8 protein-coding genes are annotated in these 15,737 nt (G+C 67.1%); 7 read left to right on the top strand and 1 reads right to left on the bottom strand.

The features are described 5' to 3' along the window. Positions 1 to 54 precede the first annotated feature (54 nt). From LJE69_RS12055 to LJE69_RS12030, 6 genes are all read left to right on the top strand, one after another. Positions 55 to 4,941: an AAA family ATPase gene (locus LJE69_RS12055; RefSeq protein ID WP_296925296.1), complete on the top strand. Its 4,887-nt coding sequence runs from the start codon at positions 55 to 57 to the stop codon at positions 4,939 to 4,941. Positions 4,942 to 4,999: 58 nt separating this feature from the next. Continuing rightward, positions 5,000 to 6,370 (top strand): glycosyltransferase 87 family protein, encoded by a 1,371-nt coding sequence (locus tag LJE69_RS12050; RefSeq protein WP_296925294.1) that lies wholly within the window; start codon positions 5,000 to 5,002, stop codon positions 6,368 to 6,370. A gap of 528 nt (positions 6,371 to 6,898) precedes the next feature. Then, complete coding sequence (locus LJE69_RS12045) at positions 6,899 to 7,384, top strand: hypothetical protein (protein WP_296925292.1); 486 nt, start codon at positions 6,899 to 6,901, stop codon at positions 7,382 to 7,384. 30 nt (positions 7,385 to 7,414) lie between these two features. Next, on the top strand, positions 7,415 to 8,191 hold the full coding sequence (locus tag LJE69_RS12040) for a hypothetical protein (RefSeq protein WP_296925290.1): 777 nt from the start codon (positions 7,415 to 7,417) through the stop codon (positions 8,189 to 8,191). Positions 8,192 to 8,522: 331 nt separating this feature from the next. After that, positions 8,523 to 9,401: a glycosyltransferase family 2 protein gene (locus tag LJE69_RS12035; protein ID WP_296925288.1), complete on the top strand. Its 879-nt coding sequence runs from the start codon at positions 8,523 to 8,525 to the stop codon at positions 9,399 to 9,401. Between the two features lie 78 nt (positions 9,402 to 9,479). Beyond that, positions 9,480 to 10,658, top strand: coding sequence for a hypothetical protein (locus LJE69_RS12030; RefSeq protein WP_296925286.1), 1,179 nt, complete (start codon positions 9,480 to 9,482; stop codon positions 10,656 to 10,658). Positions 10,659 to 10,703: 45 nt separating this feature from the next. On the opposite strand, the gene LJE69_RS12025 is transcribed toward LJE69_RS12030, so the two are convergent. Beyond that, complete coding sequence (locus LJE69_RS12025; protein WP_296925284.1) at positions 10,704 to 12,992, bottom strand: alginate lyase family protein; 2,289 nt, start codon at positions 12,990 to 12,992, stop codon at positions 10,704 to 10,706. Between the two features lie 960 nt (positions 12,993 to 13,952). Here LJE69_RS12025 and LJE69_RS12020 point away from each other — a divergent pair. Then, complete coding sequence (locus LJE69_RS12020; protein WP_296925283.1) at positions 13,953 to 15,722, top strand: hypothetical protein; 1,770 nt, start codon at positions 13,953 to 13,955, stop codon at positions 15,720 to 15,722. Positions 15,723 to 15,737 lie beyond the last annotated feature (15 nt).

Here is a 15,737-nt window from a genome sequence, read left to right as displayed (position 1 = left end):
GCCACGCCGGTATGATGCGCCGAGCTTCGCCTCCGCCCTGTCGGCGCCACCCGGATGAACCAACGAGCCCGCGACGCGCGCATCAAAATCTTCGTCTCGTCACCCTCGGACGTGGAGCACGAGCGTGCGGCGGTGAAGGACATCATCGAGCGGCTCGGACGTGAGTATCTGCCCTACTTTCAGCTCCAGGCCGTGCTCTGGGAGGAGGAGGCACTCACCGCGGACCGCACCTTCCAGGCGGGCCTGACCCAGCCCGAGGACTGCGACATCGTGCTGGTGATCCTGTGGACGCGGCTCGGCTCGCCGCTGCCGGAGGAGCCCTACCGCGGCATGACCGGCACGGAGTGGGAGTTCGTCAACGCGGTGGAGGCCTCCGCCCGCGCCGGGACGCCGGAGGTGCTGGTCTACAAGAAGACCGCACCCAAGCTGGTGGACATCACCGACGCCGCCACCGCACGCGAGGCGGTGGAGGACCGGCGCCGCCTGGACGAGTTCTTCCGCACCCACTTCTTCAACGAAGACAATACATTCCGGCGCGCGTTCCGGGTCTTCGACGGCGATGCGGCGTTCCGCGAGCTGGTGGAGACGCAACTGCGCAAGCTGCTCAACCGGCGCATCAGCGCGGAGCGGCGCGCCTCCGCCGGCATCGCCCAGTGGCAGGGCAGTCCTTTCCGGGCGGACCGCCCCTTTGATATCGGCGACGAGCGGGTGTTCACCGGCCGTGAGCAGGAGACGCGCGCGCTCTTGCAGCGCCTGGAACAGCGCCCCCCCGGCAGCGCCGGCCTGTTGCTGCTGAGCGGCCCGAGCGGCAGCGGCAAGACCTCGCTGCTGCGCGCCGGGCTGGTGCCGCGGCTGACGCGGCCGTTCCTGTTCGAGCATATCGCCACCGTGCGTTGCGCGCTGGTGGACCCGGGCAGCGACGGGCCGTCGCCGCTGGCGGCACTGGCGGCACGCCTGCACGCACCGGACGTGTTGGGCGTACCGCTGGCCGAGCTCGGGCTCTCCGCCGGGGCACTGGAGCGCCTGCTCGCCAGTGAGCCCGAACTCGCCGCCGGCCAGCTCGCCAGCGCGCTGGCACAGCTCGCCAAGGGCAACGATGCCGAGGCGCAGGCGCGACTCGCGGTCATCGTCGACCCGCTGGACCCGGCGCTGGCGGCGGAGGCGGCCGCGCGCGACGCACTGCTCAAGGCTCTCCGCGGGCTCTCCGGCCATCCGGCCATCTGGGTGATCGCGGCGCTGCGCAGCAACGCCCTGCGGCATCTGACGCCGCTGGCCGAGCGGCTGCTGGACCCGGCGCGGTCTACCGCGGAGCAGGTGCTGGCGCTGGAGCCGCCGCCGACGGCGCGCATCCGCCAGGTGATCGAGATCCCCGCCCGGGTCGCCGGCATCGAGCTGGATGCCGGTGCCGTCGGCGAGGGCCGCAGCCTGGTGGAGCGGCTGGAGTCCGAGGCCGTTGCGCTGCGGGACTGGGCGCCGCCGGTGCAGGCCCTGCTCCAGGCCGCCTACGAGCACGCCGCCGCGGTCCAGTCCGGCGAGGTGCGGCTGACCGCGGAGCACCTGCGGGCCGCGGGCGGACTCACCGGCATCGTGCTCGCGCGCGCCGACGCCCTGTGGGCGCGATTGGATGCGGACGCCCGCGCCGCGCTGCCACGGCTCTGCCGCGCTCTCATCGCCGTGGACGGTGCCCGCGGCGCGCAGCCCGACGCGCGCCAGGGCGATCTCGATGTGCTGCGCGCGGAGCCGGGCTGTCGGCGCCTCATCGACGCCATGGTGGACGCCCGACTGGTGGTCACCGAGGGCAGCGAAGATCCCGCCCTGCTGAGCCGCTGCGGCGCCCCGGACCTGCGGCTTGCGACGCTGCTGCGCGGGGTCTGGCGGCAGGGCCGCGAAGAGTGGCCCCTGCGTCGGCTGCGGCGGCGCAAGGGCGGGGCCGACGCGCTCGCCGACGCGGCCACCGCCGACCTGCAGCACGCCGACACTGCCGAGCAAGACGCCGGCGAAGATGCGAGCGCGTCCGCGCAGCCCCAGGCTCACTGGCAGGCGCTGCGCGCCGTGGCCAGCTTCGCGCATCCGGCGCTGCTGACCGACTGGGCGCCGGTCGGCGACTGGCTCGCCGCGCCGGGCAACCGCCGCACCCTGGCCCTGCGCACCCAGCTCAGCCGCCAGGCGCGGCTGTGGAAGCGCACCGACTGCAACCGCGAATATCTCTATGGTGAGACCGTCTTCGCCGCCGCGGACACCTTTGCCCGGACACACCCGGACGAGCTGGAGCCGCTGGAGCGGGAGTTTCTCGCCGCCGCCGCCGCCAACCTGGCCTTCCTGCGCCGCCGCAACCGTCTGGTGCGCGTCACCGGGCTGGTGCTGGTGTCGCTGCTGCTGGGCGCCGTGCTCGCCGCCGGTTTCGCCTGGGAGGCATCGCGCACCGCGCGGGTCAATCTGAACAAGAGCCTGCTCAAGGAGGCGGAGCTGCACATCGCCCGCGGCAACACGCCGCAGGCGATCATCAATGCCATCGACGCCGGCGCCGACCTGCCCGAGCAGGCGGTCCGCAAGCTCGGCCTCGCCTTCGCCGGCAACCGGCTGCTTGCCATGGCGCCGTCCGCGGGGCCTAACCCGGACGACGTGCGCATCCCGGCCATCGCCGCCGACGGCGAGCAATTGGCGACCGTGACGCCGGACCAGGGGCCGGTGCTATGGCGGCTGGATCGCGGGCGCTACCTGCCGGACCGCGATCTCGGTGGCGATGGGCTCCGCATCCATAGCCTGGTGATCGGGGATGAGGACCAGATCGTCGGCATCGGCAGAGACGGCGTCTGGCGACTGCCGGCGGCCGCGGACGCCACTCCGCTCTATGTTTGCGGCACCCGCGCGGGCAGCGCCTTCACGCTGAGTCCGAACCGGCGCCGGCTGGCCATCGCGGTGGCGGACGCGCACGGCAACGACGGTATCTGCGTGCTGGACCTGGCGCTGCCCGGCAAGGTGCTGCTGCACCGGATGCTGGGCGAGGGGGAGATCCGCGGCCTCGCCTTCGCGCCGGATGGCGATCGGCTCATCACCGCCTCCGCCGCCGGGCGCAGCCACGTGTTCGACGTGGCGGCCGGGCGGCGCCTGCTGTCGCTGCCGGCGGACGGACCGCTGGGCCGGCCGTTCAATGCCGCGGTGTTCGATGCCGCCGGCGAGCGCATCGCCATCGCCGCGGCGGACGAGCGCGTGCGGCTGTTTCGGGGCGACGACGGCACCCCGCTCGGTGAGCTGTCCAAGAGCCGCATCGGCGGCTCGGTGGTGAAGGTGCATCGCACCGCCGTGCGCGATGTGGCCTTCGCGCCCCGCGGCGACTTCCTGGTGGCGGTGGACGACGAGGGCCAGGTGGTGCGCTGGTCGCTGGACGGCAGCCACCAGGCGGTGGTGCTCGGCAGCCACGAGCTCAGTGTCAGCGATGTCGAGATCGCGCCGAAGCCGGCCCCGCAACTGGAGGGCCAGTACCTGGTACTCACGGGGTCGCTGGACGGGACCGCCCGGTTGTGGAGCCTCGAGACCGGCAAACCCGTGGCGGTGCTCGGCCACGATGGCGCGGTCACCGCGGTGCGCTTCGACGACGACGGCCAGCGCCTCGCCACCTTTTCCAGCCGCGACGGCACGGTGCGGCTGTGGAGCGTGGACCCGGTGACCCGGCTCGGCTTCGAGCTGCGCCATTCCGACCACGTCTGGGACGTCGCCATGGCCGCGGCGCCGCAGGCGCTGGCACCGAACGGCGGGGCGTTGCTGCTCGCCACCGCGGGCTTCGACGGCGGCGTGCGCGTGTGGCGCTACCAGCGCACCCTGGAGCGCCCGGCGCCCGAGTCGCTGCGCCTGCTCAGCGGGCACACCGCGCGTGTGCGCCAGGTGAGCTTCAGCGCCTCCGGGCGGCGCCTGGCCTCTGCCGCCTACGACGGCACCGCGCAGGTGGACGACCTGGTCACCGAGCGGAGCTGCCAGCTGAAGGTCGCGGACGCGGCCGATGGCCAGGTCTACAACGCCCTGTTCGGCCCGGACGAGACCTGGCTGCTGACCACCTCCAACGACCCCGTGCAGCCCGTGCGCCTGTTCTCGGTGCCACAGTGCGCGGCGCTGGCCGAGACGCCGAACCTGGCCCACGGCAAGGCGCCGGTCGAAGCGGCCGAACTGCTGGTCGTCGGCGACCGCACCCTGGTGGCCACCGGCGACGACGCGGGGCAGTTCAGGCTGTTTCTGCGGGACGCCGACGGCGTCTGGCACAAGGGCTGCGAGCTGGCGCCCCAGGTGGGCGCCATCGGCGACATCGCGCTCGACGCGGAGGGCCGGCTCGCCGCCGTCGCCGGCGCGGCGGCAAGCGCCGCATTGCTGGACCTGGACCCCGAGACCGGCGGCTGCGCCGTGCGCCGGCGGTTGATCGGACACGTCGGGCGGGTCTACAGCGTCGCCATCGCACCGGACGGTCAGCAGGTGCTCACCGGCTCACTGGACAAGACCGCCCGGGTCTGGAGCCGCGACGGCGTCCCGCTGGCCATCCTCGAAGGCCACCAGGACCGCATCTATCGCGCCGTCTACAGCCCGGACGGGCGCTGGATGCTGACCGCCTCACGGGATGGCAGCATCCGGCTCTGGCGCACCCCGGCGGTACGGCTCGGCGAAGACGGCGCGCCCGTGGTACAGGAGGAGTTCTTGCCGCTGCAGGCGAGCCTGGGTGGCGTCGCGGCGGCGGTGTTCAGCCCCGACGGCCACTACGTCGCCGGCGCCTACTGGGAGAACGCCGCGATGCTCTGGCGCATCTGGCGCGACGGCGGCGAGCCGTCACAGGCGCTGCGCCGGCGCTGGGGCGAGGACCGGGCGCGGCTCGCGCTGATCCGCGAGGCCTACCGCTTCCGCGCCGACAACGCCATCGTCGATGACGCGGCGGTGCAGCGTGCCGAGACCGCGCCGTAGCGCCCGGCTGCCCACCGTCCGCGTGTCCGGTCTCCGGCCGGCCACCTTATTCAAGTCGGTGCGAGCGTACCTCCCGCTGGCGGCGGCCCTGGCCCTGTTCGGCTTTATCGCGTCCCTGCTGGTGCTGCGCGATCTGGACCTCAGCGTCTATTGGCACGCGGCGCAGCGGGTCTTCGTGGACGGCGTGGAGCCCTACACGCGCCCGAACGCGACGGGCCTGCCGTTCACCTACCCGCCGACGGCCTTCTTACTGCTCTGGCCGCTTGCGGGACACGGTTTGGCGCAGGCCGGGGCATGGCTGTGGACGCTGAACCTCGTCCTCGCGCCGGTCCTAATGGTGCTGCTGCCATGGGACCTGGCGCGCACGGTCAACGCCCCGGCAGCGACGGTCGCCGGACGCCGGCTGCGGGTCTGGGGGCCGCTCTACATCGCCTGCTTCGGCGGCCTGTATCTCACGCTGCACTTCCAGCAGATCAACTTGCTGCTGTTGCTGTGCCTGTGGGGCTTCTGGCGGGTGCTGCGCCGTGCCGGGCCGGCGCCCCCGACCGGGTCGCCGCGGGCCGTGCTGAGCCGGCTTGGCGCCGGCGCGGCATTGGCGCTCGGCAGCGTTGCGAAGCCGCACTACGGGCTGTTGGGCCTCGGCGCCCTCGGCTGCCTGCGGCGCGGCCGGCGGCCCGGGCCGGGGCTTTGGCTATTGCTCGGTGCCGCGCTCGGCGGTGCCGCGCTGCTCTGGCTCAGCCTGGCGCTGGCGCCGGCCGGCAGCTGGACCGCGTGGATGCAACAGATCCTGGGCACGACCGGCTTCACGGCCCTGCCGCCCGGGCACAGCAGCATCGCCGCGCCTTGGAACCGCAGTATCGCCGGCGAGGTGGCGCGCTGGCTGGTGCCCAACAAATTCAGCCAGGTCGTCGCCGCGAGCCCTACGGCGGCCGCATGGATCAGCGCCGCGCTGGTGATGGCGCTCGCGCTGGCCACCGGCTGGGCGGTGCTCCGATCCCTGCGGCTGCGGGCACGACGCTGCGCGGAAGGCGACGGCAGCGCGGGCCCGGTGGCCGTGGACCTGGAGCTGTCGGTGTTGTCGGTCTGGGTGTTCCTGGCCGCGCCGGCAAGCTGGACCCATCACCTGGTGATGCTGCTGCCAGCGGCGCTGGTGCTGCTGCGCGATGCGGTGCTCGACCCGCGTGCCCGCAACGCCACGCGATTGGCGGCAGTGCTGGTGCTGGCGGTGCTGGCGCTGACCCTCGATGACCTGATCCCGCGCGAGGTGCGCACGAGCTCGCAGGCCATCATGGCGCTGATGACGGTTGCCGTGGTGGGACTCTGGGCGTTGCTGCTGGAGCGGCTGCTGGCGGAGCAGCGCGCGAGCAGGGCCGCGGCGCGCCAGGTGCCGGCGCGGGCGGATGCGGGCGCGCGCCGGCCGCGGCGCTGACGAGATGCGGGCGGATTGCTTATGGCCTCGCGACGGGCCGGTGCACGACCGCTAGCACCGGGACGCGGCGCTCGACTGAACGCGCCGCCAAAGCCGCGCTAACAGATGGCGCAACGGGAGGCAGCATTCGTCCGGCCGCGGCCGTCGGTTGGCCGGGCTGGTGATGACGAGGTAGGCGATGTACGGGTGCACGGCGGTTCCTCCGATCGGCTAGCTGGCGTTTGGTGCCGTGGCACTACAACGGCTCTTTGAAGCTAAAGCCTAGTCGTTCGCTTGGTTTGTAACATTGCCGTAATAACGCCGTTCGCCGCCAATATGTCGCAGTCCGTCGCTCGGTTTCTCGCCGCAGCTGGGCGAGATTGGCTTTGGCGAGCACCCCTTCCGTTGCGTCTGGGCCACTTCCGCTTTTCCCCAGCAGCCTGAGAAACTTTCCCCCAGCTTGCTATAAGTCATACCCCCACTATACTTGCCGAAGGCAGCCTTGATGGCTTGGCCTCCGCCCTCGCTGTGATGAGGCGGACATAACCTTTGGATGAGGAAGCGCACATGTTCACCCGATTTGCTATCGCTGTTTTCACCGGCTTTGTCTTGATCATACCGATGCAGGTAATGGGCTCAGATGCAAAGCAAGTCAGCCCCGCCACATGCATTGCCGCAGATGGAAGAGATCAATGGCGTCTGGACTACACGGAATCAGGCGTAAAGAACTCCACGTCAGCATACACCCACGTTTTCTGTGCTATTCCGCGCGACAACGCTTGGAACACCAGCGGCACGAAAAGCGTACTTGCCTACCTTTATGACGGAAGCTACAGCTACAATTTCTGGTGCGCCTTCAATACCTGCTATTCGAGCGGCAACTCTTGCTCATGGAGTAGCGGGTCGACCTATGGAACCGGTTATCGCACATTGAATCTCGACCTGAGCTGGAGCCGACCCACCGGGGCTTACACGCTCGAGTGTTGGGTCCCCCCCTACTCCCAGATTCGCTCCGTTTTCCTCAATGAGTGGTGATCGCCACGGCATCCGCGATCTAACCTCCTGTTGCACCAAGATATCGATGCCGGCGCTGCCGGCATCGAGTCTTTGTTTAGCAATTGTCGCAACAATTTGGACTTAAGCATGCGACTCAGTTTTGCCCTTGGGGCTGCAATCATTGCTTTTGCGCTGGGTTTGGGCATAGGGCTGGGCGGCGCGCGGCTGTCTGGCATGCGCCACGACGATTCCGTGAGCTCGAAGCCGGTGCAGCGGGCAGCAGCAACCCAGCAAGGGCCGAGCCTCGACGCGGGCGAACTTGGCGTTCGAGAATTGGCTCTGCAACGGACGGCGAACAGCGAAGCGCCGCAGTCTTTGCCGCCGGAAACGGTGAGGCTGATTTTGCAACGATTAGACCGGCTAGAGCATCGCTCGAACGGCATGGGCGCTGGACAGCAGGACCAGGCGGCAGCGGAAGAAGAGATGGTCGATGCAAAGCAACCGGAGCTGCCGGCGGAACTCCTGGAGCAAGAATCCCTGATCGAGGAGGAGCAAATCGCGATGGCGAAAGAATTCGCGAAGCGCCCCGCTTCTCGGGATGACGAAAAACTGACAGAAAGCCTCGATAGGGCTTTCCAGGCGACAGGAGCAACAGAAATCGCAGTCGTGGAAACCGAGTGCCGCTCCTCCGCGTGCCGCGTCCGCGCAGTTCCCCAGGGCGACGCCGAGTTGCATACGGGCATTGTCAAGGACTGGCTGGCTCGATCGGGGCGGGTGGGCTTCTCCGGCGGGACGAGCTTCGTCGATGCAGAAGGTAACTTGACCGTATACCTCACCAAGGATTGACAAGACCAAACGCTCTATTCGTTCACCGCGTCCACGTCGATCTCGCCCCAATCTGCCCAATATGATGGGTGCACGAGCGTTCGTCTGGCGATGTCAATGTTTTGCCAGACCGTTTCTTGGTGCCGCTGGTCGCAACAACCCTCGGAGACTGAAAAAAGGTCCGCGCACCCCGCTCGGCGGGCTGCTACGATGCCGTGCCGCGAACACCGGACGGGGGTGGACAACCGACTGCCCGACCGCGCCAACCCGCCAGCGTGGCGAGCCCGCGAGCAGACAGATGGAACGAGCGATACCTACGACGTGCAGCGGCGGAAGTGACATTGAGCCGCCCTTGGTCTCGATCATCGTTCCAGCCTACAACCAGGCGTCGCGCCTCGCGGTGTGCCTCGAGGCGCTGGGCAACCAAAGCTATCGCCATGACCGCTATGAGATCGTGGTCGTCGACAACGGCTCTGACGAGCCGTTGCGGGCGGTCGTCGCAGCTTGGCCGCGCGCGCGGTACCTGTTCCATCCCGAGCCCGGCGCGTACTCGGCGCGCAACGCCGGCATCAGGGCCGCCGGTGGAGACGTGCTGGCTTTCACCGACTCGGACTGCGTGCCGCACCCGGGCTGGCTGGAATCCGGTGTCGCTCGCCTCTGCGCCGCACCGTCGAGCGTCGTCGGCGGCCGGGTCGAGGTCGTCGCCAGGGCGCGGCACAAGCCGAGCGCGATCGAGCTTTATGACCGGTTCACGTCGCTCGACAACGCACGTTACGTGGCGCAAGAGGGATTCAGCGTGACCGCCAATCTGTTCGTGCGCAAGGACGTGCTCATGCAGGTGGGCCTGTTCGACGCGTCGCTGCTCTCCAGCGGCGACAAGGAATGGGGGCGGCGGGCGCGGAGCGCCGGCCACCCGATCGTCTACGCGGCTGACGCGATCGTCGAGCATCCGGCGCGACACCGGCTGAGCGCGCTGATCAATAAGCGGCGGCGCCTGCTTGGTGGGCGCTGCCGCAATGCGTCGGACCGGCCGGGCGTCGATCGCCGCCACCTGCTGCTGACGGCCGCGGGCAGTCTCCGCCCGCCGATCCGCTACGTCCGCGCCCTGCGCGATCGCACCGATCTGCCGTCGTTGGATAAGCTCAGAATCTTCGCCGTCGAAATGGCGATGCGGTGTGTCGACCTCTACGAGGCCCTGCGCCTGAGTGTCGGCGGGCGCCCCGTGCGCTGATGCAACGAGCGCGTGCAGGTCACTGGCTCGACGCGGGTATCCAGCGCGTCATCTCGGCTACAACCCCACCGCGAGACCATGCAGAAAGTTCTACTCGTCGTCTTTGAAGGGCTCGCGTCCACGGTGATCGATTCGCAGGTGCTGGTGCATGCGCGGACCATGCGCGAGCACGACATCTGCGACATCGAGGTCTGGTCGTTTGCGCCAACGCCGCGGCTGTACCGGGAATCCCTCGCCAAGCAGGCTCATGCAGAACAACTGTCGGCGTCACGGGTGCGCGTGTTTCCCGCGCTGCGCCCGGCGATTCCGCTGTCGGTCACGCTGAATGCGATGATGCTGCGCTTCCTGGTGTGGCGCCGTGGCAAGAAATTCGCGCTCTGGCACGCGCGCACGGATTATGCCGCGGCAGTCTGTGCCCATGCCGATCCGAAACGCCGCCGGGGACTGATTTGGGATGTCCGCGGTGAGTGCGTATCCGAGTTCGTGGTGCGGCATCGGAACACGGCACCTTGGCTGCGTCCGCTGGTGCTGCGACGTCTGGGCCAAACCATTGCAGAGCAGCGTCTGGCCGGCGCCCGGTGCACCAAGGCGATCTTCGTCAGCCAAGGCATGGCGAGGATCAAGCGCGGGCTGGTCACCGCCGGTGAGGTGCACGTCATTCCGAGCGTCGCCGCTGAGACGCTGTTCTATTTCGACGCCGCCCTCAGGGAGCGGATGCGCCGCGACTTGGGTATCGCGCCCGCGCAACGCGTCCTGGTCTATTGCGGCAGCATCAACATTTTCCAGCGCTTCGGTGACATCATCGACCGCTTCCTGTCGCTGCACCGTGCCGATCCGCGTTGGCACCTGCTGGTGTTGACGCCGCACACGGACGAGGCGATGCGCCTGCTCGCGGCAGCGCCTGCGGGCACCTTTCAAGTTCACGGTGTCGCACTGGAACGCGTCAACGACTATCTGAATGCCGCGGACACCGCGATCCTGCTCTTGCACGGCAGCCGTCGCGATCGAGTGGGCTCACCGGTCAAGTTCGCGGAGTATGGCCTCGCCGGCTTGCCGGTGATCATGAACACCGTCAACAAGGACTATGCAGCGCTCGCCCGCGAGGCCAGGAACTTTCGTGACGCCGACGCCGATGCCGGTGGCGAAAGCATCGTTCCGTTGTCGAACGGGGAGCGACAGCGTGTCGCCGGCTTCTATCGCGAGCACCTGTCCCGGCAGGCGAGCATTGCCAAGTACCGAGATCTGTATTCCACCTAAAGGGGTCCCGACAAAGCGCCCGGCGCCGTGGACCGGAGCGGTTACTCAGGTGGTGAGTTGCCAGTATGGATGAATCCCGCTGTCGGGATCGAAGCGGGCGTTAACGTCGGCCGGCGCGGGGAGTATGACGCTGGTATCCAGCGAGAGCCCCGCACGCCGCGCCGCGGCGAGCAGGGGCACCAGACGCTCATCATCGAAGCTATCTTCTCCGCCGAGTCTCGGTATTTCGCGCAGTGCCCACTCGACGGCACGCGCGATGCGCGTCCGATCCGGCCCCGCGGCTGAGACCAGCAACATGCCATTGCGCTCCGCCAATAACATCAGGTTCAGCCAACCTTGCAGGTTGGAGCAGCAGGCGTGCTTCGGCGTCGCGCTTTGCAATTCGATTGGCTGGGTGCCATCGGTGGCGAAATGCTCCGGGAGGCGCGATGCGGCCCGCAGCACCGTTTGCTCGAATTCTTCCTCGCGCCCGGTGTAGGCGCAAATCGCCGCCATTTGCAGGTCGTAGTAGGTGGCATGGCTGTTGTGTTGGGCTTGTGCCGCGCGACCCGCGGGGCTGCACCGCAGCCAGTTCAAGTGCTCGCTCAGCCACGCACTCAAGCTGGCTTTGTGGCGTTGCGGCAGACCGCCGACGTGCTCCAGCACCTGCAACGCGTCCAGCAAGTAATACAAGTCCCGGAATTCGATGATATCCCAGCTGGGGTTCCGTTCGTTGTCACGACCGGCCCCGATCTGCGGATATTCGACTTGCGGATACAGGCCGTCGGCCGCGTCGCAGAGCCATGCGTGGACCAGTCGCAGCGCATGCTCGGCGTAGCGCGAGCCGTCCTCGCTGACGGAAGTCGCTAGCGCGAGTGTCGTCGTGTCATCGACAAACCTCCGCCAGCGCGTACGGTCGAAGCCGCGCCTCTCTTCCTCGTACCTCCGCGTACCCGCAACGCACTGCCCCTCCTTCTCGACATTGGGAAGTCCATCAGCAGCATCCGCGCTGGGCCAATGCTGCGGGGCGGAATGATTGTAGTCCCGCCGATCGCTAATCGACGCCGGTGACTCTTTCCGCGCCGCCACGTGAGTCTCGCGCTGGAGCGCCTGCTCCGCATCCCCGAGGATTCGCCTGGCCGCCGCGGCCCGCGGGGTGTCAATGCCGCGAGCGAGCTCCGTACGCGATTCTTGCAAGGCTTCCATGGAAAAAAGGGCTCCGCCACGGCGATGCGGATTTCTGCCGGCGCCGAGCACCGCAACATGATTGAGCGTTTCCGCAATTGCGCGCTGTCGGATGACGCCACGGCTCTTGGAACTCTTCTTGGTGGGCTGCTCGAGGTGCTTGTGGCCGGAAAAGAGACGCGTTACCCAGCCGGCCTGGCGCCATTGGCCAAACTCGCTCGAAAGCGGCCTGCGCGCAACGTCCCAAGCCTCCTCCGCCCATTGATCCCAGGGGCCAGGAACGCCGAGACGCCAAAGCAGATCAACCTTTGGGCGGCGGCCGTACGGAATGCGCTCGTCGAAGGTCGAGACCGTGTCGCGACGGAAGACGAGCTGAGGTTCTTCGGTCGGATTTGGCACGAAGCCCGCGGACAGGACTTCATCGTGGCTTTGCGCCCGATGCATCGGAACGACAAAAAACTTCGCGTGCGGCGCGGCGTCGACCGCCTGCAACAGCGATTCCCAGCCAGACTCGGTCAGGAAGCAATTGCCGTCCCAGGGAAGGATCCATTTCGCCTTGTTGCGTCCGTCGTTCAGGGCGACGTTGCGTGCTCCGTTGTTGTTCATCAACAGCAGATTCTTTTGCCGGTAGAGCGCGGTATAAATCTGCTTCCACTCTTCCTCACAGAGACGACGCGCCACATTGCGATACAGAAAATCCGGACGCGGCAGGCAACTCCAGTCCCATTCCGAGCGATCGTACTCAAGCCAAGAAAAAGGCAGGCGAAGATATGTTTCGCCGTGCGCTTCCAGCAGGGCGACGATGCGGTCTTCCTCGTCTTGGTCTACGATTCGGTTCAATATCCACCGCCGGGTGCAGCGTTCCAACTTTGGCTCGTGCCTCAGAATGAACTCCACATTGGTGCGAGACTGCCCAATGGCGTGGCGCGGGTAGAGATCGTTCCCAATGATGCGATAGAGCACGAACTCGTCCGGCTCCCGGGATATGGCGGACGCAGCATACTCGGCGCGCAGTCGCTGTTCCGACGGCGCAGCCCACCGTCGCAACGCTTGTTGCAGTTGTCGAGATCGGACGGACCAGCGCCGCTGAAGGCGTCGGCGCAGCGTGGTAGCGCGTACCAACAGCGCCTCTGTCAGCCGCGGCAGCACGAAAACCAAGGACTTGGGCATCTCGCGGAATCAGTCGGTCGGGTTAGGGGGCGCCTCGGTATGGAGCGCCATGTTGAGGGCGCAGCAGCACGTCTGACGCCCCGGTTCGTCGACGGCTTTGCGCGTGCCAGGCGAGGGGGGCGCCGGGCCTGGAAGGTGTCCACACGTGAGCGCACGCGGGGGCGTTACTGAAGCCGCTGCGAACGCGCCTTGGCCAGCCCAGACACCCGATTGCGCGCGGATGATAGCGCGATTTTGACCACGCTCTGAGTCCCAACGTCTATTGCGGTGACAGATCCTGCAAGAGCGCTAAGCACGGCCCGGAGCCGGCTGGCCAGCTCCGGGCATCCGACCTCGCCCCGGTAGAATCGACGTGCGGGCCGATCACGATCGCGCCCGGGTTGCGCTCGCGACCGGACTCAACAACGCCTTGTCGGCCACCCGGCCAGTCCGATCGAGGACGACCGCACCAGAACGCACGTTGGCTTGTGGGCGTTCGCGTCCGGACCCGAGGACGCCGGGCGGGTCTTGCCCCACACGGCGCACGCTTCTGCCCCGCTCAACACCGGGATCAGAGCGCCCTGCGGCGAGAGTTGGCGGACACGCTGTTGTCTCGTCACGGAAACCGCGTTGTATGCTAACGGATTGAAGATGCTCGCTGTGAGACGGGACTCTGCCTCGACCGCCGGCAGCGAGAGCGCCCGCCCAACCTCGCACGCGCACGCGTTGCGGCGTTTCCACGATGTCCCGGCGCCATCGCGCATATCTGGAATCGCGGTTTCCTTCGCCGCTGACGCCTTTAACTTGCCGCCGTCAGGCCGGGGATGCATACCGCCGGCGAGCAGTTCTCGGGCCGCGCAGCGTGCCAGTCGGTCGCGGCGCGCCAGTGACCGCCGCCGTCCATCGGCATGCCTCGTCCTTTGGCTCCGGCCCTTGCAACATGCTATTCTCCCTCAGCTAATGCCTCGGATGCCACGCCCTGTGCAATTCTTACATTCGACTCTAGCGTCCTTTGTTTGGGCTTACAGCGTCTTCCGCCAGTTCTTCAGCGCCAGTCCGGGACGAACCGCATTCGTCGTGTGGAGTACGGCGACAGCCGACGTCGCCAGAATCCTCGCGCTGCTGCTCCCTCTGAAAATCATCATATTGGCCAGCCACCCGGGGGTTCCAGCCTACCTGCCATTCATTCCGCCAGCGCATAAGAACGCCGGTATCGCCCTCCTAACCTTAGGCGCTTTGCTGTTTTACACCTTCACAGTCTACCTCAACCATACAGCCGAACGTGCATCGGGCCGCGCCGTTACAGCTCTGGCACGACGCCTTTACCCATCCGGCTTGGACGCCGGACGTCTGTTTCAGCTCCAGAAGACATTTGTCGACCTCTGCAAGATTGCGGCGGCTTTGCTGTTTATCTTGCTCGCGGGAGCCCTTCTCTTTCTCGCGAATCCATCACTACTTCTGTTCCTCCCTCTTGCAGCGCTATTGGCGCTCGGCGTCACGGCGTTGCTCTTGAAGGATCGCGGCACCGGCCGAAGCCCTCTGCAGGTTTGGATCGTTTCCAAGCATCGCGAGTATGTCAATGTTATCGCCACGGTTGTCTTCTTCGGCGGCTTCCTGGTGATCCTTGTTCCGTATGTCCGCGGTGCCGAGTCCAACGTGATTATTGGCGTACTCAGCATCCTGGTGGCGCGCCAAGTGATCATGTCGATGGACCACATCGCACGAGACGTGATATCGCTCCGGTCGCGCCAAGAGGTCATCGACCGTCTGGTCTTCAGTAGTCAGGAACCTTTAGATAATTCCCAGAAAATCTGGGTTACGCGCATTTTTGATGCCTTTCCCCGGGGGCGCGTGCTCGAACTCGCGGCACAGTACTTGGGGCAAACTGCATCAGCACCCGGCGCTATTGAATCCATCTGGACAGACTCCCCCTCGCCGGGCATCTACGCTCTCGATATTCTTGTGGGCCCTCGGGGCGAACGCCGTCCGAATCGCTTTCGTGTTTACATTTATACCCCCGCCCAGGCGAAACGCGCCGACCACCAGTCCCAGCTGTTCGACCTCGTTGCGCCTGGTGCCATCTGCGCCCCCTCGATCATCGCCTCGTTCGAAGTCGACCAATTCCGCTGCCTGATCTGCGGTGCCGGTGACGGTATCCCCCCCGACGCCAAGAACTGGGCAAACCTACGCTCCAGCCTCCTCGAGCGTATCTGGTCGTACGTACCGCCAAGTGCATGTGCCGACTGCAGCCCGTCATCCCAGGCGTTGCTGCCGTCTCGCGTCAGCGCCGACTTCATTCAGCCGCTGCGCTTGGCCGCTACGAACTCCCGGGAGATGAGTTACGTCGACGCCCTGTCAGCGAACCTCGAATTTATCAACGAGCAGTTGGACAGCCAGCCATTGGTCCTGCACAATCCCGACCTGGCGCGCCTGGCCGTTGCGACGGACGGCCCTTCGCATCTGGTGATGCTGTGGGGGCGATGGTCACTACAGCCACTCGGTGCCGCCATTTTTATCTCCGGCCTCATGGAGGGTGCTCCGGCGCGTCTGGAATCGCTGAAAAAACTTCGGCCCGACCTCGCTCACCGTCGTTGGATGGGGGACTTACAACTGTCGGCTCTTTGTATTAAGCTGGGCCTGCACATTCAACTGGGCGAATTCAGGTCCGGCGTCACAACCCTGCCCGGGATCATGAACTTTCTCGACACTACGCTCCGCAACAGCAGCGAGCATGCCCACTTGAGGGCGTAAACTCCGAGCACAGCT

The sequence above is a fragment of the Thiohalocapsa sp. genome (assembly GCF_022340605.1).
Taxonomy (GTDB): Bacteria; Pseudomonadota; Gammaproteobacteria; order Chromatiales; family Chromatiaceae; genus Thiohalocapsa.
The sequence above is the reverse complement of the archived record's forward strand: the minus strand, read 5'-3'. Positions and strand labels throughout refer to the sequence as shown.